At 68.3% G+C, this 20343-nt stretch carries 20 protein-coding genes and 1 pseudogene; 10 read left to right on the top strand and 11 right to left on the bottom strand.

Features of this window, described 5'->3' with window-relative positions; all coding sequences use genetic code 11:
- Both ACLBXO_RS26765 and ACLBXO_RS26760 read left to right on the top strand, forming a co-directional pair.
- The coding region (locus ACLBXO_RS26765) for a flagellin (RefSeq protein WP_447687302.1) at nucleotides 1-251 on the top strand (251 nt) is incomplete at its 5' end.
- A 100-nt stretch (nucleotides 252-351) separates the two neighbouring features.
- Nucleotides 352-549, top strand: a complete 198-nt coding sequence (locus tag ACLBXO_RS26760; protein ID WP_447687301.1) for a hypothetical protein — start codon at nucleotides 352-354, stop codon at nucleotides 547-549.
- A gap of 84 nt (nucleotides 550-633) precedes the next feature.
- Here the strand turns inward: ACLBXO_RS26760 and ACLBXO_RS26755 are convergent, their stop codons facing one another.
- From ACLBXO_RS26755 to ACLBXO_RS26745, 3 genes are all read right to left on the bottom strand, one after another.
- Nucleotides 634-1686 (bottom strand): HD-GYP domain-containing protein, encoded by a 1053-nt coding sequence (locus tag ACLBXO_RS26755; protein ID WP_447687300.1) that lies wholly within the window; start codon nucleotides 1684-1686, stop codon nucleotides 634-636.
- A gap of 100 nt (nucleotides 1687-1786) precedes the next feature.
- Entirely contained in the window at nucleotides 1787-2092 is a 306-nt protein-coding gene (locus tag ACLBXO_RS26750; protein ID WP_447687299.1) for a hypothetical protein, read from the bottom strand.
- 7 nt (nucleotides 2093-2099) lie between these two features.
- Entirely contained in the window at nucleotides 2100-3791 is a 1692-nt protein-coding gene (locus ACLBXO_RS26745; RefSeq protein ID WP_447687298.1) for a methyl-accepting chemotaxis protein, read from the bottom strand.
- Between the two features lie 969 nt (nucleotides 3792-4760).
- On the opposite strand from ACLBXO_RS26745, the pseudogene ACLBXO_RS26740 reads away from it, so the two are divergent.
- A pseudogene (locus ACLBXO_RS26740) lies at nucleotides 4761-5101 on the top strand (IS5/IS1182 family transposase); the annotation flags it as partial.
- 391 nt (nucleotides 5102-5492) lie between these two features.
- On the opposite strand, the gene ACLBXO_RS26735 reads toward ACLBXO_RS26740, so the two are convergent.
- The 5 genes from ACLBXO_RS26735 to ACLBXO_RS26715 form a co-directional block, all read right to left on the bottom strand.
- Entirely contained in the window at nucleotides 5493-8669 is a 3177-nt protein-coding gene (locus ACLBXO_RS26735) for a bifunctional cytochrome P450/NADPH--P450 reductase (protein WP_447687297.1), read from the bottom strand.
- Between the two features lie 62 nt (nucleotides 8670-8731).
- Nucleotides 8732-9007: a hypothetical protein gene (locus ACLBXO_RS26730; RefSeq protein ID WP_447687296.1), complete on the bottom strand. Its 276-nt coding sequence runs from the start codon at nucleotides 9005-9007 to the stop codon at nucleotides 8732-8734.
- A 35-nt stretch (nucleotides 9008-9042) separates the two neighbouring features.
- Complete coding sequence (locus ACLBXO_RS26725; protein ID WP_447687295.1) at nucleotides 9043-10098, bottom strand: amidohydrolase family protein; 1056 nt, start codon at nucleotides 10096-10098, stop codon at nucleotides 9043-9045.
- 68 nt (nucleotides 10099-10166) lie between these two features.
- On the bottom strand, nucleotides 10167-10814 hold the full coding sequence (locus tag ACLBXO_RS26720; protein WP_447687294.1) for a TetR/AcrR family transcriptional regulator: 648 nt from the start codon (nucleotides 10812-10814) through the stop codon (nucleotides 10167-10169).
- Nucleotides 10815-11501: 687 nt separating this feature from the next.
- Nucleotides 11502-11807, bottom strand: coding sequence for a hypothetical protein (locus ACLBXO_RS26715; RefSeq protein ID WP_447687293.1), 306 nt, complete (start codon nucleotides 11805-11807; stop codon nucleotides 11502-11504).
- 789 nt (nucleotides 11808-12596) lie between these two features.
- Here ACLBXO_RS26715 and ACLBXO_RS26710 point away from each other — a divergent pair.
- From ACLBXO_RS26710 to ACLBXO_RS26685, 6 genes are all read left to right on the top strand, one after another.
- The gene (locus ACLBXO_RS26710; protein ID WP_447687292.1) at nucleotides 12597-12818 is read left to right on the top strand and encodes a hypothetical protein; all 222 of its coding nucleotides are present in this window, start codon (nucleotides 12597-12599) and stop codon (nucleotides 12816-12818) included.
- A gap of 150 nt (nucleotides 12819-12968) precedes the next feature.
- Nucleotides 12969-13124 carry a hypothetical protein gene (locus ACLBXO_RS26705; protein ID WP_447687291.1) on the top strand — a complete coding sequence of 52 codons (156 nt, stop codon included), beginning with the start codon at nucleotides 12969-12971 and terminating at the stop codon, nucleotides 13122-13124.
- Between the two features lie 71 nt (nucleotides 13125-13195).
- Complete coding sequence (locus tag ACLBXO_RS26700) at nucleotides 13196-13408, top strand: hypothetical protein (protein WP_447687290.1); 213 nt, start codon at nucleotides 13196-13198, stop codon at nucleotides 13406-13408.
- Between the two features lie 250 nt (nucleotides 13409-13658).
- The gene (locus tag ACLBXO_RS26695) at nucleotides 13659-13934 is read left to right on the top strand and encodes a hypothetical protein (RefSeq protein WP_447687289.1); all 276 of its coding nucleotides are present in this window, start codon (nucleotides 13659-13661) and stop codon (nucleotides 13932-13934) included.
- Nucleotides 13935-13946: 12 nt separating this feature from the next.
- Nucleotides 13947-14216, top strand: a complete 270-nt coding sequence (locus tag ACLBXO_RS26690) for a hypothetical protein (RefSeq protein WP_447687288.1) — start codon at nucleotides 13947-13949, stop codon at nucleotides 14214-14216.
- 241 nt (nucleotides 14217-14457) lie between these two features.
- Nucleotides 14458-14724: a hypothetical protein gene (locus ACLBXO_RS26685; RefSeq protein ID WP_331312299.1), complete on the top strand. Its 267-nt coding sequence runs from the start codon at nucleotides 14458-14460 to the stop codon at nucleotides 14722-14724.
- Nucleotides 14725-14974: 250 nt separating this feature from the next.
- On the opposite strand, the gene ACLBXO_RS26680 is transcribed toward ACLBXO_RS26685, so the two are convergent.
- The 3 genes from ACLBXO_RS26680 to ACLBXO_RS26670 all read right to left on the bottom strand — a co-directional run bounded on the left by ACLBXO_RS26680 (nucleotide 14975) and on the right by ACLBXO_RS26670 (nucleotide 18568).
- On the bottom strand, nucleotides 14975-15211 hold the full coding sequence (locus ACLBXO_RS26680) for a DUF6894 family protein (RefSeq protein WP_331312300.1): 237 nt from the start codon (nucleotides 15209-15211) through the stop codon (nucleotides 14975-14977).
- 142 nt (nucleotides 15212-15353) lie between these two features.
- Nucleotides 15354-16709 carry a sigma-54-dependent transcriptional regulator gene (locus ACLBXO_RS26675; protein ID WP_447687287.1) on the bottom strand — a complete coding sequence of 452 codons (1356 nt, stop codon included), beginning with the start codon at nucleotides 16707-16709 and terminating at the stop codon, nucleotides 15354-15356.
- The gene (locus tag ACLBXO_RS26670) at nucleotides 16706-18568 is read right to left on the bottom strand and encodes a sensor histidine kinase (RefSeq protein WP_447687286.1); all 1863 of its coding nucleotides are present in this window, start codon (nucleotides 18566-18568) and stop codon (nucleotides 16706-16708) included. Before ACLBXO_RS26670 ends, ACLBXO_RS26675 begins: the two co-directional genes overlap by 4 nt.
- 295 nt (nucleotides 18569-18863) lie before the next feature.
- Between ACLBXO_RS26670 and ACLBXO_RS26665 the strand changes: the two genes are divergently transcribed.
- The gene (locus tag ACLBXO_RS26665; RefSeq protein WP_447687285.1) at nucleotides 18864-20207 is read left to right on the top strand and encodes a dicarboxylate/amino acid:cation symporter; all 1344 of its coding nucleotides are present in this window, start codon (nucleotides 18864-18866) and stop codon (nucleotides 20205-20207) included.
- The last annotated feature ends 136 nt before the right edge of the window (nucleotides 20208-20343 follow it).

The raw sequence follows: 20343 nt of genomic DNA, 5'->3' as shown, positions 1-20343 counted from the left end.
CCAGCGCCGGCAACTCGCTCAACTCCGCGGCGAGCACGCTGGGCTCGAACCTGTCGGTGGTTCAGAACCGCCAGGACTTCTCCAAGCAGCTGATCAACGTGCTGCAGACCGGCTCGGCCAACCTGACCAACGCCGACCTGAACCAGGAGGCGGCGAACTCGCAGGCGCTGTCGACCCGCCAGTCGATGGGCATCTCGGCCCTGTCGCTGGCCAACTCCGCTCAGCAGGGCGTCCTCCAGCTCCTGCGCTGAGTCTCGGCCCTGAGATAGAAACGGCGGCCGGGGCGATGCTCCGGCCGTTCGCGTTTGCGGCGCGCATTCTGGAAGTGCGCGAGTTTCCGAAGAAAGTGCCATGACCGACTGCCGCACGATCACAAGGCTTCGTCAGGAGCTGGCCTTACCTAATCCAACCCGCTCGATGATCGCCAAGCGCAGGCTGGCAGAGCTTCGTGCCGCAATACTAGCCGATGCAAATCGAACAAAGTCGCTGATCGACCGCTGTAAAGAGAATGCGGATTTTCTCGGGGTGACTTTGGGATCCGACACCTGAGCGACACCCCGCGGGCAAGGTCCGCTCCCAGGTCGCCGTCAAGGCAGGGGCATGACTGGGTTGGGTCGCAAGCAGCCCGCCCGCTCAGATCGTGGGCGCTTCAGCCGGTTCGAAGGCAGTCATCACCGGGCGGAAGGCTGCAATCAGATCGGCGTCGAGCCGTCCAGTCATAGACTGCACGATTTCGTAGGCGTCTCTGCCCGGCATCGGTGCCCGATAGGGCCTGCGTTCGATGAGCGCGCCGTAGATGTCGCAGATCGTCACCAATCGCACCAGATCGGGGATCTCGGGGGCCTGCAGCCCGTCGGGGTAGCCCGAACCGTCGAGCATCTCGTGGTGCGAGCGCACGACCTGCAGCATCTCCGGTGAGAAGCCGCTGCCGACTAGCATGTCATAGCCGAGCGCCGCGTGGGTGCGCATCACCGCCATCTCCTCGTCGGTGAGCCGACCGGGTTTGTTCAGGATCTCGGCCGAGATGCGGGTCTTGCCGACGTCGTGCAGCAGCGCAGCCTTGGTCAGGCGGTAGCTGTCGAGTTCGGCTAAGCCGAGCTTGGTCGCGAACGCGGCGGCCAAGCCAGTGACGATCAGACAGTGCCGGTGCGTGGCCTCATCGAAGCGCTGGACCGCCCGGAGCCACTCGCGGATGCCACAGTGCTGCACGGCGCGGGCGATCAGGCCGGTGCCCGTGCTTGCCAGCTCAGGTGTCACGATCTGGTCGGAGAAGAAGGTCCGATCAAAGAACTGCCGAGCCTCTTCCGCCATCCGAGCGACGACGGCGGAGCCTCCGACCTCCTGAAGCCTGTCGATTCGAGCCATCAGCCGATCGAGGATGGTCAGAGCCGGGAGAATATCGGTCGGGGCCAGGAGTCGGGCTTGGACCTCGGCGCGGGCGGCTTGGCCGTGGGTCAGGAACAGGAAAGGTGCGCCAGTCGCACGCAGCGGCTCCAGTACCCGCCGCAGCCGCATCACTGCCTCGGAGGTGAGATGGGCGACGTCGCTGACGATCAGGTCCGGCTGCCCGAACGGCATGGCCTCGTCAGACAGCTCGTGGACGGCGTAGCAGCGGTCGGGACCGAGGCAACGGGCCAAGCGTTCGGTTCGGGGCCGGTCGTCAGAGATCAACAACAGCCTGCCCAAGCCGGCCTCCTTCAGGTGACGGGCTGGTCCTATGTCCCGCCCGGAGTCGCAGGTCCCATCAGAGGGCGGCGGGATATCGCTGCGCCACGTGGGTGAGGCCCTACGCGGTGTTCGAGAAGCTCTGTGCGGTCGCGGCGAGGCTCTCGGCCTTGATGACGAAGCCTCGCAGGGCTTCACGCGCGTCCGGATCCTGGAGGCCGAGCTCGATCAGCGACAGGTCCAGCTCTCCGAGCGCGCGCTCGAGAGCACGGGTCAGTTCGAGTAGCCTGTCGCCAGTGGCCTGGATGTGTGGGGCGCGGAGACCGAGGTCCGTGCCAAGCTGGTGCGCGGCAGCGAGATCCGCGTGCAGCCGGTCGGATTGCTCCGAGCGGTGCGGCTGGGTCGGGAGGAGAACGATCTCAGTCATAGGTACCTCAGGCGGCGCGGACGGTGGCGAGGAAGCGGGCGACCTCGGCGCCGAGATGTTCGGATTGCCGCGACAGCTCCGAGGCCGCCGACAGGACCTGACCGGCCGCCGCCCCCGTCTCCTCCGAGGCCTGGGCCACGCCCGCGATGTTGCCCGTCACCTCGTTGGTGCCCGCCGAGGCCTGAGCCACGTTGCGCACGATCTCTTGTGTGGCCGCGCCCTGCTGCTCGACGGCCGCCGCGATCGAGGTCGCCACGTTGTCGATCTCCCGGATCCGACCCGTGATCCCGCCGATCGCCGTCACCGCCTGCGCGGTCACACCCTGAACCTCGCCGATCTGCCGCGCGATCTCCTCGGTCGCCTTGGCGGTCTGCTCGGCCAGCGCCTTCACCTCGGAGGCGACCACCGCGAAACCCCGACCCGCGGCGCCCGCCCGCGCCGCCTCGATCGTGGCGTTCAAGGCCAGCAGGTTGGTCTGGGCGGCGATACCGGAGATCATCCCGACCATGTCGCCGATCCGCGCCGCGCTCTGGCTGAGCGCCTGGACGAGGTGGGCGGTCTGATCGGCATCGCTCACTGCGGCCTGGGCGAGGCTGGCCGATCCCTGCACCTGTCGGCCGATCTCCTGCACAGACGAGCCGAGCTCCTCCGCCGCCGCCGCCACCGTGCTGACGTTGGAGGCGGCCTCCTCGGCCGCCGCCGCCACGGTCGTCGACTGGGTCGCGGTCTCGGTGGCTGTGGCGGTCATCGCCTGCGCGGTCGCCTGCAGCTCTGTCGCGGAGGACGACACCGTGCCGATGATCCCACCGACCGCGGCCTCGAACCCGTCGGCCATCTGCCGCATGCCGGCCTTGCGCTGCTCCTCGGCGGCGCGACGCGCCTGAGCGGTCTCCTCCTCGAGACGGCGGGTGCGGATCATGTTGTCCTTGAACACCTGGACGGCCGCCGCCATCGCGCCGACCTCGTCGCGGCGCGCGCGGTGGGGCACCTCGCCGCTCGTGTCGCCCGCGGCCAGGGCGGTCATCGCGCCCGTCATCGCCTGGATCGGGCGCGACACGCGCAGCAGCACGAACGCGGCCGCGCCGCAGGCCGCCAGCACGCTCAGCGCGATGAAGAGATAGGCCGTCAGGGTCGCCGACTCGGTCGCCGCCATGGCGCTGTCGGCATCCCCGTGCGCGCCACGCTCGTTCAGGGCGACGTCCTGGGCCAGCGTGTCGCGGGCCGCATTGTAGAGATCGATGTTGGCCGGTTCGGCCATGAGCCGGATGCCGTCGGCGCTCTGACCTGCCTCCGCTAGGCGCGCCGCCTCGCGGCCGACGGTCTGGTAGCGCTCCCAGGCGGCGCCGAACGCGTCGTAGAGGGCCCGCTCTTCGGCCGACGAGATCAGCGGCTCGTAGGCCTTCCGGGCAGTGGTGAGTGCCACGCTGGCCTGGTCGATCTGCCGCGCGTTCTCGACCTGCTGTTCGGGACTGCCGGACAGGGTCAGCGTGCGCAATTGCTTGATGCGCACCTCCGAGGCCGCGGCGCGGATGTTGGTGATCGCCACGACGGAGGGGAGCCAGTTCGTGGCGACGCCTGCGACGTCGGCTCGGATGCCCGAGAGCGTGAGGGTCATGAGAACGGCCTGACCGGCGCAGAGGAGTGCAAGAAGGCTGAAGGCGGCGAGGAGCGACGCTTTGACGGTTAGGTGAAGGCGCATGATCCGGTCCTGGACGAAGCATCCCGCACGTCCGCAACGGCGCCTGCCGGAGGGCAGGCGGTGACGGGGCCGCACGGGCTAGATGAGGAGCCTGGACCGGCTTCCCGCCCTCACAGGCAGCCCACCAAGCAGCCTAATCCTCGCCCGGAAAGTCTTAATATATATTTCCAAATCCGCTTTAGGTGACTTCGTCTGCAGTCAACTAAAGGTGATTGGCCATTTCATCGGGGCACTCTAGGCGACAATGGATTTGATCTTGCGGCTGTCCCTGACTTGCACCGCCCCTCACTGGCGGAGACGTCGCGCTAGAGCAGTGGGAGGAGGACGAGCCCGCAGGAGGCGCCGACGCAGAGCGCAAGGACGACGTCTACCCAGGACAGAGCTGGGGCGGGCTCGACGGCATTCATGTGCCAGCGAACGCCTTGAGGCCAAATAACTTTCCACCAGAAGCGCCAGATCGACGGCGGTGCTGCAGAACGGCATCATTCGTCGGTTTGATAAGTGGTTCGGACCAGAGTGCTCGTTCCGCTGACGTCGTCGCGCGACCGAGGCAGCGCTGCGATCAGTGTCTATCCGGTGTCCGCTACCGGTAACGGGAGATGGCCTCTCGAAAGTCTTTTGTGGGTCGTTTGCTGCCGGAGGCCAACGCATCTCATCGTGACGCTCGCCACCGTGTCCAGTTCTGATGCGTCTTGCTGACCTCTAGGCCGTTCGCCTCGAGGGGAAGCCGGAGACTGTTGGAGGTCTTGGTGCTGTCGGGTGGTTTGACAATCCGACACCTAAGCCGTTGATGTTAGCGGTGCGGTTTGCTGCCGGTTCAGTAGCTAAATGCTTGAGTCAAAGCGCAAAAGCGGGGCATCATAATCCTTGTGTCGGGGGTTCAAATTCCTCCCTCGCTACCACAGTTTTTCGAAGCCCCGCCAAGCATTGAGCGGGGCTTCTTGTTTGCCGTGCTCTCTGCTGAATCAGGGGCCTTGCCACCCGCCAGACCCGGCGGACCGGGGCAAGGCGGGCACGAAGCGCAACTTCGTTACATATGCGCCGGGTGCGCCGCTTGGCGTCTGCCTGAGTGGGGCCAACCGACGCGAGCGCCGCGCGCGTGGGATTATACCGCGCATCGCACGCCGCGGCATCGCGAGCAGCGAGAGACCGGGCCGCCACCGATGGGTGGTGGAGCGCACGCACGCTCGGTTCGATTGCTTCCGGCGCTTGCCGGTCCGCTACGAGCGACGCGCCGACATCTGCGAGGCCTTCACCGGCCTCGCGGTCAGCCTCGTCGCAATCAAACCAAATCAAGACGGTTCTGTTAGGTGCTCAGAGACGCGTCGCCGAGTTTCGCCGCTATCTCTGCGATGGCCGGTTCTGCGGCATTCCGTCTTGGGCGCGGACCGAAAGAGAGACGTCACCCTCATCCAGATTGAATCGGCGACGCGAGCGTGACTTTCACCGACACCAATAGAAAGGATCCTCGGACTCTGTCGGCGGCGGACCGCATCGCTCTCGGTGAAGAACCGATGCGGTCCGCCTGCAGCCGTTCTGGACGATCGGGTTAAACCCAGAACGACGGCCTCTGTCCGCGACGGTCGCGGTATCCTCGATGTCTCCGTCTGATTAGAGAGGCGGACCACGTCTGATCGGCACGGCCCGCCGGCCAGAAACTCGCCGAGGGGGCGGAAAGCGAGATCCTGGCGTTCGGAGCGTTCAGCCGAAGACGTCGGCGACGTAGCGGCCGGTCTCGCGCTCGACCTTGTCCGCCCAGGCTTCGGCGTCCTCGGGTGTGACACCCTTGGCCTCGCGGTAGATCCGCACGCAGGTGTCCCGCACGGCCGGAGCCATCCGCTCACCGTCGCCGCAGACGAACACCGTCGCCCCCTTCCGGAACAGATCGGCGACGTCGGCCCGGTCCTGCCAGACGCGGTGCTGGACGAAAGTGACCGCGCCGTGCGGGGCCTTGGAGAAGGCCGGGCGGACCGAGACGACGCCGTCCCTTTCCCAGGCGGCGAGTTCGTCGTGGTACAGGAAATCGACCTCCGGGTGGGTGACGCCGAGGAAGAGCAGCGCCGACCCGACCTCGCGGCCATTGACCTTCTGGATCGCGCGCTCCTGCAGGAACCCACGGAACGGGGCGATGCCGCTGCCCGCGCAGATCATCACCAGCGGCAGCGAAGGATCCTGCGGCGGATGGAAGGCGGCTTGCGAGGGCCGCACCGCCACCGACAGCCGCGCCCCCTCCTGCAACCCGGCGAGGTAAGTCGAGGCGACACCGAGGTGGCGGTGTCCGCCCGCCAGCGCCGGCACGTCGAGGACCGACACTGTGAGCGAGCACTGCCGGGGGTCGTACAGGGGTGAGGATGAGATCGAGTACTGCCGGGCCCGCATGGGCGGCAGCATCGCGAGGAACGCCCCGAGCGTGAGTTCGCAGGCGGGAAACCGCTCCAGAAGGTCGAGAACGCTGACGCGCTTGGTCAGCACCTCGGCGGCATAGAGTTCCGGTTGTGCGAGGGCTACCATAGCCTTGCGATCCGGAGGGCAGCGCGTGGCCTCGGCGAGTTGATCGACCTGAGCCCTGGTCGCCGGCTGGCCGAGCTCGACGTAGTCCTCCAGTACGCCAGCGGCGGAGACCGGATGGTTGTCCGGCAAGACCGAGGCGGTCCCGGCGCTCTTGTGGATGACGATCTGCGTGTCCCCGGCCAGGCCGAACCGGCGCAGGGCCCGCTCGACGTCCGGGCGCGGGTTGCGCGGCAGGACAGCGAGATAGTCACCCGTGCGGTAGGTCATGCCCTCGGGAAGGGCGATTGCGATGTGGCGCTTCGAGCGGCCGAGCGGCGAACTCAGAGCGACGAGCTCGCGGTTCTCCAACACGCGGCCTCGGTCGAGATCGGAGAGGCGCAGTGCCGTCTCGCGACCTGATCGGACGATTTCGACGTCGAGGCCCGCCGCAGACGGCTCGACGGCTTCCCTGCCGAGCGCGCGGCCGAGATCCTGCCAAAGCCCGGCGTACCACTCGTCGAAGCCGCCGAAGAAGTCCCCCCCAGCATCGGTCTCGCCTCGATCGCAAAAACGGGTCGCACCGGCCTTCTCCAAGGCTGCGTCCGTGCGCTTCGGAACGGCCTGATAGGTCCGCGCCCACTGCCGGTTGCCGCAGCCGAACACCGCGAAGCGCACGCCCTTCAGCGTTTCGGGACCGAGCCCCTCGATCCACGTGAGGAACTGCCGGGCGTTGTCGGGCGGGTGGCCCTCGTAGGAGGCGGTGACGACGACGACCGCGCCCTCTGTCGGCAGCCGGTCGACGTAGTCGTCCATCGGCGCGGCCTTCGCGGCGTAGCCCTGGCCGGCTGCATCACCGGCGATGCGCCCGGCAAAAGCCTCGCAGGAGCCGGTGTTGCTCCCATAAAGCACGAGGAGCGGGATCGTCGCCGCCTGTGCCCGGCCGGTCCAGGCCCCGGGGGCGAGGGTCCGCTGGGGGGCCGTCGGCACGGCGCTGTGCGGGTGGGCGGCGATCTCGCTGCGGCGACGGGCGTGGATGCGGAATCCGTGCGGCTTCAGCGTCAGGGTCTCGGCGACCTCAAGCCGATAGCCCGGGTCGGCCATGGTCAGGTCGAAGCGCTGCAGGACCATCGCGAGCACCAGCTGCGCTTCCTGGAGCGCGAAGCCGCGACCGATGCAGGCACGCATCCCGTTGCCGAACGGCTTCCAGGCGTTCGGCGGCAGCGTCTGCGCGACTGCAGGGGCGAAGCGCTCGGGTCGGAACGCCTCTGGCTCGTCCCAGACCTTCGGGTCGCGATGCAGGGTCGGCGAGAGGACGAGGATCACGTCCTCGGGCGTCACCGGATATCGGCCTGCGAGAGTGGTCGGCTCCTTCGGGGCGACGGCGAAGGCGGGGGCGGTCGGCCACAACCGCAGAGCCTCCTGCAGGATCTGCTCGATGTAGCGCAGCTTCGACAGATCCTCGACCTGAGGACGCTCACTGCCCAGCACTTCGTCGACGAGACCGCGCGCCTTCTCCAGCACCTGTGGGTTCCTGAGAAGAAGGTAGAGGGCGAAGGAAAGGAGGCCGCTCGTGGTCTCGTGACCCGCGATCAGGAAAGTCACCATCTGATAGCGGATGTTCTCGTCCGAGAGCCCCTCGCCGGTCTCCGGATCACGGCCCTCCAACATGACTTGCAAGAGGTCGTGCCGGGAGGCCGCGTCAGGATCCCGCTTCCGCTCGGCGATCAGCGTATCGGCCACCCGTTCCATCAGCGCGACGTCGGCCTCGTAGCGGCGCTTGGTCCGCAGCAGCAGGTTCGTCGCCACGCCGGGCCGCCGCGCCCGGCTGCCCGCCTCGTCGAGCGCGCCGACCATGGCGGCGACGAAAGGGTGCATTTCGGTCTGGTAGAAGCTGTTGAAGCGGTAATCGAAGGCGCACAGCGCGATGGTGTCGAGCGTCAGCCGCGTCATGGCGTCGGCGACGTCGATGTCGGCCCCGGGCCCGAACCGCTCCCAGCGCAGCAGCATCTGGTCGGCGATGTCCTCCATCTTGTCGAACATCGAGCGGATGCCGAGCGGCCCGAAGGCAGGCATCAGCAGGCGGTGGGCCTTGGCCCAGTTCGGCTCGTCGTTGCGGGCGGTGAACAAGCCGTCCCCGCCGAAATCGCGGACCATCTCCAGTGGGCGGTGGAGCTTCTTCGCGAATCGGGTCTCGTCGCAGACTTCGTCCACCAACTCCTGCGAACTGACGATGGTCGCGATCCGGCCTCCCAGCGACAGGCGGAAGATCGGTCCGTAGCCTTGCGCCAGTCGCATCATGCTCTGAACCGGCGCTTTGGCGTCGAGATCAGGCAGATTGCCGATGACGGGCAGCGGGCGGGGCTGCGGAATGGTCGCGGTGCTGGTCATGGGACGCTCTTCGCGGTCTCGTCCGGGGCCCGGGTCATCGGGGATCGTGCGACGGGCGGCGTTCAGTGGGCGGCCGGGGTCGCGGCTTGGTGCGCCTCGAAATCGTTGATCGCCTGCGAACAACCGTCGGACAACTTGGCGCGGTTGCGCCTGAAGCAGGCCCGTACCTCGGGCCCCCCCGGGCTCATGCCGGCACAGAAGCGCATGTAGTCCGTCCCGCAATTGGCCCGCATCCTGGCCATCTCGTCGGCATTTTGGGCGAACGCCTCGCCGCCGAAGGTGGCGACGACGGCGCAGGCGGCGGCGAGGCTGACGCGGAAAAGGGTCCTGGATGTCATGGTGGTGCTCTCTGGATCGGGGGGAGACGGAGGGTTCAGCGGTCGCGGATGCGCTCGGCCAGCGCCTCGACGGGCTTGGCGAGGGCGTGCTTCACGCGGGCGGCGAGCGAGGAGTCATCGCCCTGCGGGATCGAGGCGAGACGCGGGAACAGGGCGAGCGCGTGGGCGCGATCGATGCCGCGCTTGGTGGCCTCGTCGAGGACGCTCAGCCCTTCGAGAGCTTGCGTCTGCATGTCGGTGACGATCGCGGGGGCGAACGGATAGTCGCTGCCGAAGAGAATATGCTCGGCCGGGACCAATTCCCGGAGCGCGGCCATGGCGTAGGGCGAGGGCGACAGCGCCGTATCGTAGTAGAAGCTCCGGACGTAGTGCAGGACCCCCTTCGGAGCCTTGAGCGCGAAGTGCGGGATCTCGTTGGCCAGCGACAGCCGCCACGCGACGTACGGCAGGAAACCGCCGGCATGCGCGAGTATCCAACGGATGCGCGGATACCGCTCGACCGTGCCCGACAGGATCAGATTGGTCGCAGCCCGGGTGGTGTCGCACAGGAACTCGACCAGGAAGCCGGGGGCTTGCAGCCCAAGTTGGGTGCTCGTCTCGTGCAGGTTGGGGTGCACGAACACCACCGCCGCGCGCCGATCGAGTTCGGCCATCAGCTCGCCGAAGCGCGGATCGCCCAGGAAGTGGCCGTCAGTGCTCCCGAGCAGCACGATGCCGTCGGCCTTGAGGACGTCGAGGGCGTATTCGGCTTCCTTGCAGGCCTGCTCGGTGAACGGCATCGGCAGGACCGCGAACGAACCGAACCGCCCGGGATGGCGGCTGACGAGATCGGCGGCGTACTCGTTGCAGGACCGGGCGAGGTCGCACGCTTCCCACTCGCTGCCGCCCGTGAGGAACGTGCCCGGGGTGGAAAGCGAGAGGATCGCGGTGGCGATGCCGTGCACGTCCATGGTCTCGATGGACGCCTCCGGCGTCCAGTGCGGCAGAGATGCACCGGCCACCTCGGAAAGACCCTTCTCCTTCACGGCCTCCGCGAAAGTCGGCGGGATCAGGTGGTGGTGGACATCGATGCGGTTCGGTTTCGCGGTCATCGGATACCTTCGGGCAGGACTGGAGACCGCATTCGCGGCGGGGATCACGGTCGAGGTTGGCGGCGAACTCAGTCCGGCGGGTGCAGCAGCGTGGCGATGACGGTCTCGATCATCCGAGCGCGGGCATCGCGCATGTCGATCTCCGGAGCCAGTCGGTTCAGGAGGGTCGGAAAGGTCGGCGGCTGGTTCAGCGCCCCGTTCAGCAGGGCGAAGAACAGGGCCGGGTGGGAGCTGCGGATGACACCGGCGGCGATGCCCTGTTCGAACAGCGACCGGGTCGTCTCGTAAGCCGGACGGAGGAGGCGATCTGTCACCAGAGCGGCGCGTTCTGGCGTGTCCGAACCGTGCCGCGTGACGAAGTCCCGGACCTCGGGATGGGCCGAGTAGAAGGCAGCGACCCGGACGATGACGTCGCGAAGCCGGTCATAGAGCGGTCGCCCGGGATGGGCAGCGGACCTCGCGACCTCGGCCATTACAGGCAGCGCCGCCGATACGATCCCGTCGAGGCAGGCTTCCCAAAGCTCTGCCTTGCCGCCGAAATGGACGCGCACGAGGTTGGGGCTCACACCCGCGACGGCCGAGATCGTTCGGACGTCGGCCCCGTCGAAGCCGTTTCTGGCGAAGGCCTGCGTCGCCGCGCACAGCAGCGCCTGCCGACCGTCCGGCATGTCTTTGGTGCGACGGCCACGCGGCCGGTTTCCGGTGTGGTCGCTCACGTTCGTTCGGGTGTCATCGGAGGGCCTGGTTTTATGTACAGATGAACATATAAAGAGATGGCGGGTGGCGACAAGACCTGTTCGGACGAAAAATGCCCTTGGGATGTCAGCGTTCGGCCGAAGGCCGAGTGGCCCGGGACCGCGCTCTCAGCCGGATCGGTCGGATGACGCCGGAGGCCCGGGGCTGAACGGACCTGGTGCGGTTCGAACGCCCGCTTGGGAGAGGTATGCTGGCGGCCCCTGACGTGTGGGTCGGGTCGGGGGCGGACAGACCTTCGCCCATGATCCGGAAGGTTACGAGTGCCCGTTCCTCCCCGTCGAAACGCCGGTGCTGCGATCCGGTGGGCTGAGCATCATCCATGGGGAACGATCCCGCCGGTGGAGCGGGGACGGACCGGACCATCTCTTTTCGCGGTCGGTTCGATCCTCGCGCAGCAGACCTCACGGATACGTCGGTGGCAAGCCTTCAGCTCGCGCCCGAGTTCTGCGTACATCCCGTGCTGGCCAGAAGGCGCGTCGGCTTCGGTCCGATGTCGTCAGCTTGACAACTCGCGTGGATCCGGAGCTGACACGCTTCGACGGGTGTCGACCTCTCCTCGTCCGAGTCCATCACGGGCACAGCATTCGGTATTCCAGTGATGACAGGACGAGGAATGCGGGATCAGAAGACCCGCACGCCTCGAAGGCTCAGCCGCATACACGGACCCGGCGGTAATAGACGTTACCGAAGTCATCACGAGCACGGCGGCGCTGGATCCAGCAGTCGCGCGGGGCGTAATAGACCCGGCGATAACCGTATCCGTATCCGTATCCATATCCGTAGGCGGGATAGGGCGCGTAGCGCGGCTGGCTCGCGGCGGCCGCCGCGAGGCCGCCGAGAGCGAGACCGCCGATGATGCCCGCGGCGATGGCGCCGCCGTCGCCCGCTCGGGCGGTGCTCTGGATGCCGACGAGCGGCAGCGCAGTCATGGCGACGAGGAGGAGTTTGCGCATGGTGGGGGCTTCTGGCGGCTGAGAGGCTTCGGTCAGCGACCCCGGAAACACCGGGGCAACTGCAACAAATCATCCCTAAGTCTTCCCAGCTTTGCCTGGCGTCATAATTGTAAGTCGGATTTTACGAAAAACGCGGTTGTGCCCGACAGCATTAACGAGCAATGATTCCGCTTTCACCTGATTAGCGATACGCCGCGATCGCGGCGGCGACGGTGCGCAGAAGGCGTTCGAAGTTTTAGAGCCAAAGCCGGATGCTTCAGACGTGGCGCTATCACGATTCGCGCCTGAAGCTGGATCTTTAGCAATATTAATCCGAGCACTGGCAACGTGCATGCACAAAAACATAATTCTGCTGATATCCAGATCGCTGTTGATGGATAGATCGGCACTGAAAACTTTTCTAGGTGCATTCGCGTTATTCAAGATGTGTATAAATGTGAATTCTTATTCATCAACGATCGATAATTATGAATTCGGTTATGCATATAATATTTTAGCGGGATAGTGCTGCTCGATGCAGTTGTGGGCCCGAAGTGTCGGCCCGACGCCGATGCCATCGGAGGTCTATCGCAGGTCTAGCACACCGCTCAGTCCTCCCCTGGCTTGTCAATGATTCAGCCTGGCTCGCCTGCAGGTCATGATCCTTGTGTCGGGGGTGCAAAGTCCTCCCTCGCTCGCACCCACGTCCCTGATTCTGCTCGTTCGACCGAACCCGCCCTCCGGCGGGTTCGCCATCACGCCGGCAACTTGTGGTTTTTACGCGCGTTAGAAGTTCGCCAGGAGCCACCGATGCCCGTCGCTCTCGCCGTTCCGGTCGCCCTAGTCGCGGTTCTCGCCGTCGGCGCGTTCGCGCTCCGTCGCGCCGAAGGGCACGCGTCCGAGTTGCGGGAAGCCCTGCTCTTGCTGTTCATGCTCGCCGTCGTATCGGCCACCATAGGGTTGATGTCCCTCCGCCCGAATCGCGCCACGAACGACATCCTGGATGTGAGAGCCGGCACCGTTTCGGCTTGATCCCGGAGGGCTCGAACCGGCCGGGACGCTGCTGGGCGCCTGGCACGGCGCGGCCGTACCCGGGTCGCTGAGATCCCCATCTGTCCGCGGGGTTCGCCGAGGAGAAGCCTCACATTCGCCGAGACTGATGGCGAGAAGCTCGAGGATCTCATGATCGATGGCCACTGTCCTGTCCCGCAGGTTCGAGGCACCGGCTCGGTGAAGGGTGAGGACAACCGCACGGTCGACATGGCGCTGCCGATCAATTTCAGGGCGACATCGCCGACGGGCGAGGTTCGCGTGATGCGGACCGCCGGCGAAGCGTAGAGTTGAAGGCAACGCCGAAAGAATTCGATCACTGGTTGTGTGCTCTGCTCGTCGAGGAGGAGGGTCGCCCCATGCCCATCACCACCTCTATCAACGTCGTCGGACCTGTCGCGGCGACGCAGATGATCCAGTCGGCGAGAGCCGAAGCCGCCCTCGAGCACCGGGCAGGCCTGCATACCGTCACGATGCCGGTGCCGAAGGCCGACGATCCGGGCATCGCAGCGCGGCAGGACGATCGTCTTCTCCCCGCCTCGCAGGAGCGCGTGGTGGATATCACCGTCTGAAGCGGGTCCACCCACACCGCATCGATCCCGCAGCTCCGACACCAGGGTCAAGCCGCGCAGGGCCGGCCCGATCGCCTGCCTCTGCCGGGCGCGTGCGATGAGCGTCAGGCCGGCGCTCGCGCATCCGAGCGGGACGGCCTGGACTTCGAGAGGCCGAGATGTCTCCTGCAACAAACGGGACATCGCCCTGTAAGTCACGCCGCATATCACCCTCCGAGCCGGCAAGACTGCCTGCAGAACGGAGGACATCATGCTCGACGACTTCGCCGATACACCGGCCGCGACGCACGTCAGTCTGGCCCATGAACGCGCGGTTCGGACGCCTCGGCGCCGCGTGAGACTTCTCGGGATCGGCTGCCTCGGGCTGGCCTTCCTCGGCACAGCGAGCACGGTCAGGGCGTGGGAGACCCCGCCCACGCGCCACGCATCCGTCGATGATGAAGGCCCGAACGGCGGACGTCATCTCGCTCAGCCGGCACATGGCCAGATCGATCTCGGTACCTTCGCCGCGATCGCCGGTCGCTAGGAAGGGCGGCCGATGAACGCGATGCTGCTCGGCCTCGTCCCGCTGCTGATCATTCTCACCTGGAGCGCCGGCTACGTTCTGGTGGAGCGCGCGTGGCGTCAGCGCGGCCCGGGCCATCATATCGTCGCGGCGATCCTCTGCGCGGGCTTCAGCCTCGCCGCCATCGCAGTCTTGGCCTGGGCCGTGCCCCAGCCGGGCCAGAACTGGTCCGATGCTCCGCTGGGGCGCCTCGTCCCGGACGACAGGCCCGCCCTGCACGAGCCGGCGGCCGGTCGCTGGTGAGCGCGCGTGCTCGGCACGCGACCCTCGCGGGAACCGTCCACGAACCGTGGCAGCGGCGCGACGACGCCCTCAAGTTGGCCGGAGTAGCCAAGCCCGGCGACGACTGTCCTATGTCAGAGTCCCATCTGCGGGGTGAGCCCGTTATCGGGTGCGGAGTCTAGTCGAATGCTGTATTTACAATCCTAATTTGTCGATATATAGACTCCGTCGTCTGGGGAGCGTGTTGGGTGAGGAACACGCCATGACGGAAATGTCGCCGATCGCGGATGAAGCCGCGGCGCGCCTGGCCTTCGGCCTGATGCGGTCTGCTTATCTCGATCTCGCGCGCACATTGCGCGGTCTCGAAGACGAGACCGCTCGCGAATTGCTGCGGACGATCGAGAATCGGATCGTCTACAGGCTCGGATCTTCGGCTGAAGACGCTCCGGACGGGTCCGTGCGGGAAACCGCCCTGGCTCTGGCGGCCGGACAGGTCCGCGCGGTGCTCCGCGAGGCCCAGGAAAACTGAAGCGCTCGTCAGGTCGAGAGGCTCCATCTCGGCGGGCCTCTCCGCATCCGGCGCGAGAGCCGGGATGGAACGCCTCCCGAATCTTCGCCAGTGTCGTGATCCGCGCCGCGGTGTCGGCGCCCTCGCCCAGCGAGGGACATGTCCGCGACGCGCGGTTCCGCGGCAGGAGCGCGGGGCGCGACGCGGTCCTACGCAGTCTCTGACCTGGCGGACGCGCAGTGGCGCTCGCGCAGCGCCACGTTCGGGCAGGTCAGCCGATCGGACCGGCATCGAGCGAGACGCGGAAGCGCATCCGCACCACCCCCGCATCGTCGCGGACCGCCGCGACGTAATCCTGCCGTCCGGGCTGGTCGGAGAGCCCCTGCGCGATCCGCGTCATGATCTTCACGGCCTGCGATCGGGCGGCCTCGAGACTGGGCAGGTCGTAGCCGTCCTTGTCGCGGACGAGTTCGGTTCCGTCGTGCAGATCGATGAAGAAGCGGGGCATGGGCGGCTCAGCGGGGGGATCCGTCGGCCACGCTAAGCAGTTTCCGCACCGGTCCACCTACCCCTTTTCGGCATGTCGCCGTCGCGGCGATACCGCGACGCGGCCGGGGTCGTCGGCGTCTCGGAAAGGTCCGGCCGCGATCCTAGCGGTAGTCGCCCGGCGTCAGACCGTGCCGGGCCATCTTGTCGTACAGGGTCTTGCGCGGCAGACCGAGCGCCTCCGCGGCGGCGCGGACATCGCCGCCGGCCATGATCAGCTCGTCGCGGATCAGCTGCCGCTCGAAGCGGTCGACCTGATCGGTGAGGCTCCCGGTCGTTGTCTCAGCCGCGGCCCGACCCGCCACGGCGAGGCCCAGCGCGCACCGCTCGGCGAAATGGCCGAGCTCGCGGACGTTGCCGGGCCACGCGTGGCGGCGCAGGTGATCGCGGATCGCCGGCGTGACCGGCGGCAGAGGCCGCCCGAACTTCTCCGCGGCGCGGCGCAGGAAGTGCTGGAAGAGCAGCAGCACGTCGTCCCCCCGGTCGCGCAGGGGCGGGATCGTGACCGTGATGACGTTGAGCCGGTGATAGAGGTCGTCGCGGAATGTGCCCTGCGCCGCCGCCTGCCCGAGATCGACCTTCGTGGCGGCCACCACCCGCATGTCGACCGGCCGCACCTCGTTGGTGCCGAGCGGCTCCACGGTGCGCTCCTGGAGCACCCGCAGGAGCTTCACCTGCAGCGGCAGCGGCATGCTCTCGATCTCGTCGAGGAAGAGCGTGCCGCCCTGCGCGTGCTCGATGCGGCCCACCCGGCGCTTGAGCGCCCCGGTGAACGCCCCGGCCTCGTGCCCGAACAGCTCGCTCTCGACGACGCTGTCGGGCAGTGCCCCGCAATTCATCGCCACGAGGTTGCGCTCGGCGCGGCGGCTCCACCGGTGCAGGGCGCCCGCCACGACCTCCTTGCCGGATCCGGTCTCGCCGAAGACCAGCACGTCGACGTCGGCCTGCGCCACCTCGCGCACGAGGGCGCGCAGGCCGACGATCTCCGGCGAAGTCCCGAGAAAGGCCGGATCCTCCTCGATCGCCGCGTCGAGCCGGGCCCGCAGCGCCCGGTTCTCCATCACGAGCCGCCGCCGCTCCAGCGCCCGGCGCACGGATCCCACGAGCGCCTCGGCGGGATAGGGCTTGGCCAGGAAGTCGTAGGCACCCTCCCGCATGGCCGCCACCGCCATGCGGATGTCGCCGTGGCCGGTGATGAGGATGACCGGCAGGTCGGGGTCGACCCGGCGCAGCCGCGCCAGGAGGGCGACGCCGTCGAGGCCGGGCAGCCGCACGTCGGTGACGACGACGCCGGGCGGCGCGGCCAGGATCGCCGCCAGCGCCGGCTCGGCGGCCGCGAAGGCCTCGACGGAGAAACCTTCCAGCTCCAGGCTCTGGCTGTTGGCCCGGCGCACGTCCGCCTCGTCGTCGATGAACACGACGCGCTCGGTCCCCGCCTGCGCGTCCGCCGGTTCGCTCACGGTGTCGCTCCCACGGGCTTGCCCACGCTCGGGACCGCCACCGTCGCCCGGATCATCTCCATCCGGAAGACCGTCCCGGCGCCGTCGCCGCCGGCCAGGATCAGGTTCCCGCCGCAATCCTCCACGATCCCGCGGGCGATGGCGAGGCCCAGGCCCAGGCCGTCCGCCTTGGTGGTGAAGAACGCGTCGAAGATCTGGCCGCGGACGTCCGCGGGGATCCCGGGCCCGGTATCGGCCACCTCCACGGCGACGCGCTCGCCGCCCTCGACGAGCCGCAGGCTGACGCGGGCCTCCGCGCGGCCGGCCACGGCGTCGACGGCGTTCTGGAGCAGGTTGACCAGGACTTGCTCCAGCCGGGGGCCGTCCCCGAGGACGCGGAGATCCGGGCCGGGGCGGTCCGCCTCCAGCGGGACGCGCAGCGCGGCGGCGCGGGCCGCCACCAGTTCCAGCGCGTTCGTCACCACCTCGTGCAGCGGAACCGGCTCCCTGCGCGGCGAGGCGCGCCGGGCGAAGCCCTTGAGCTGCCGGGTGAGGCCGGCGATGCGGTCGGTCAGCCGCCCGATCGCGGCGGCGTTCTCGGCCGCGTCCTCGCCCCGCCCGCGCCGGATGAGGATCGCGGCATTGTCCGCGTAGGACCGGATCGCCGCCAGCGGCTGGTTGATCTCGTGGGCCATGCTGGCCGCGAACTGGCCGAGGGCCGCGAGCCGGCCGGCCTGCGCCAGCTCGCGGCCGAGGCGCTCGCGCTCGGCCTCGGCGCGCTGCCGCTCCGCGATCTCGGCGCGCAGCTGGGCGTTGGTCTCCCGCAGCGCCCGCGTGCGCGCCTCGACACTGGATTCCAGTTCCGCCCGGCGCGCCGCGGCCTCGGCGAGACGCGCCCGCGTGCGGCGGCCGCGATCGGCCAGGGCGAAGATCCCGTAGCCGGCGAGCGCCGTGACGAGGGCCGCGATGATCCAGGCCTGCAGGCGTTCCCGCTCGACGGCCGTGCCGACCGGCGTCAGGGTCCGCAGCTGCCAGTCCGTACCCGGAACGGGCGCCTGCGACAGGACCGCGGTCCAGGCCGGGAGCGAGCCGCGCCCGACCCGCACCACGTCCGGTTCGCCCGCGACCGGATGGAGCGGCAGGCGCTCGATGCGGGCGCCGCCGAATTCCTGGCCCGCCGCGATCCGGGCACGTTCGGCCGCATCGACGGCGTTGAGGGTGTCGAAGCGCCAGCCCGGCTCGCTGGTGACGAGGACGATGCCCCGGGCATCCGTCACGAACGTGACCTCGCGGGCGGCCCGCCACGCCGCCTCGACGGCGTCGAACTCGACCTTCACGACCACGACCCCGGTTCCGGCCCCGATCCGGCGCGCGAGATACAGGCCGGGCCGACCGCTGACCGTGCCGAGGGCGAACTGGGAACCGGCGCCGCCGGCGAGGGCCTGCCTGAAGTAGGGTCGGAAACCGTAGTCCCGGCCGACGAAGCTGCGGTCCTCGCCCGCGTTGCTCGCCGCGACCGTGAGCCCGTCGGCGCCGATGACGTAGATGACCGCCGACCCGGTGGCCGCCGCGATTTCGGCGAGCCGCCGGTCGACACGATCCAGCAGGTCGCGCCCGGGATCCGGGCCGACCGCGGCGGCGACCTCGGGATCGGCCGCCAGCGCCAGCGGCAGGGACGCCTGTTTCTGCATCTCCGCCAGCAGGACGCCGACCTGGAGGCCGATCGCCGAGCGGGCCGCGCGCCGCAGGTCCGACAGGGCCCAGCGCTCCGCGGCGCGGCCGGCCAGCCACGCCGCCGCGAGGATTGCGCAGAGCCCGATCACGGCGGCGAGGCTCCGGCGCGAGGGCGTGCGGTGGCCGGACGGCGCCAGTTCGCTCAAGGGCGGCCGACCTGTGCGGAGATCCGGACCGTCGCGGACGGCCGCGTGCGGGAATCCGCACTCGCGCGCGGCCCCCGGGCGGCGAGCTCCGCGAAAAATGCTTTCCTGATCAGTTGGTTAAAGAAACGTCGCGATCGCGGGCCAAGTGGCATGCCGGTTGCCATTCCCGGCACGAAACGCAGCCATGTCGTCAGAGAACGGCTGCGCGCCGGAAGGCCAACAGCAAGCGCGGACACCGCCGGGACATCCCGGCGCGAGCCGCCCCACCCGAAGCCCGCGACAGGGAGAACGCCCCATGGCCGCCGTGCCGTCACCACTCACCGCCCCGCATCCGCCCGCCAAGCCGAAGCCGCTCTACCGGACGCTGTATTTCCAGGTCCTGGTCGCCGTCGCGATCGGCATCCTGCTCGGTCACTTCTACCCGCAGCTCGGCGCCGAATTGAAGCCGCTGGGCGACGCCTTCATCAAGCTCGTGAAGATGATCATCGCCCCGGTGATCTTCCTGACCGTCGTGTCCGGCATCGCCGGCATGACCAACCTCGAGAAGGTCGGCCGGGTCGGCGGCAAGGCGCTGATCTACTTCCTGACGTTCTCGACGCTGGCGCTGATCGTCGGCCTCGTCGTCGCCAACGTGCTCCAGCCGGGCAACGGCCTGCACATCGACCCGAAGTCCCTGGATCCGAAAGCGGTCGCCTCCTACGCCGGCAAGGCGAAGGAGCAGAGCATCGTCGACTTCCTGATGAACATCATCCCCACCACGGCGGTCGGCGCCTTCGCGGGCGGCGAGATCCTGCAGGTGCTGTTCTTCTCGGTGCTGTTCGGCTTCGGCCTCGCCTTCCTGGGCGACCGCGGCAAGCCGGTGCTCGACATCATCAAGGTCCTGTCCGAGGCGATCTTCGGCGTCGTGAACATCATCATGAAGGTCGCCCCGATCGGCGCCTTCGGCGCGATGGCCTTCACGATCGGCAAGTACGGGATCAGCTCCCTCGCGAACCTCGCCTACCTCGTCGCCGCCTTCTACCTGACCTCGGCGATCTTCGTGCTGGTCGTGCTCGGCGCGGTCGCGCGCTACAACGGCTTCTCGATCATCAAGCTCATCCGCTACATCAAGGAGGAGCTGCTCCTCGTGCTCGGCACGTCGTCGTCCGAGTCGGCGCTGCCGTCGCTGCTGGAGAAGATGGAGCGGGCCGGCTGCTCGAAGCCGGTGGTCGGCCTCGTGGTGCCCACGGGCTACTCGTTCAACCTCGACGGCACCAACATCTACATGACGATGGCGGCGCTGTTCATCGCGCAGGCGACCGACACGCCGCTGAGCCTCGGCGAGCAGGCGCTGCTGCTCCTCGTCGCCATGCTGTCGTCCAAGGGCGCCGCGGGCGTGACCGGCTCGGGCTTCATCACCCTGGCGGCGACGCTCGCCGTGGTGCCCTCCGTGCCGGTGGTTGGCATGGCGCTGATCCTCGGCGTCGACCGCTTCATGTCCGAGTGCCGCGCGCTGACCAACTTCATCGGCAACGCGGTGGCCTGCATCGTGGTGGCGCGCTGGGAGAACGAGGTCGACGAGGCCAAGCTCGCCGCGGCCCTGTCCGGCCGGACCATGGCGCCGCTCGCGTCCGCGCCGGCTCTCCAGCCGGCCGAGTGAGCGATCGGCGTCGCGGGCCGCGCCTCGGCACAGCCCGCGATGCCCCGGCGGACCGCCTGTGCGCCGCGCCGCGGATCCCTCCGCGGCGCGGCGCGCGCGTGTGACAGGAGATCCGGCGGCGCGGCGAGACCGGCTC

It is taken from the genome of Methylobacterium sp. C33D, assembly GCF_053345825.1.
The sequence above is the reverse complement of the archived record's forward strand: the minus strand, read 5'-3'. Positions and strand labels throughout refer to the sequence as shown.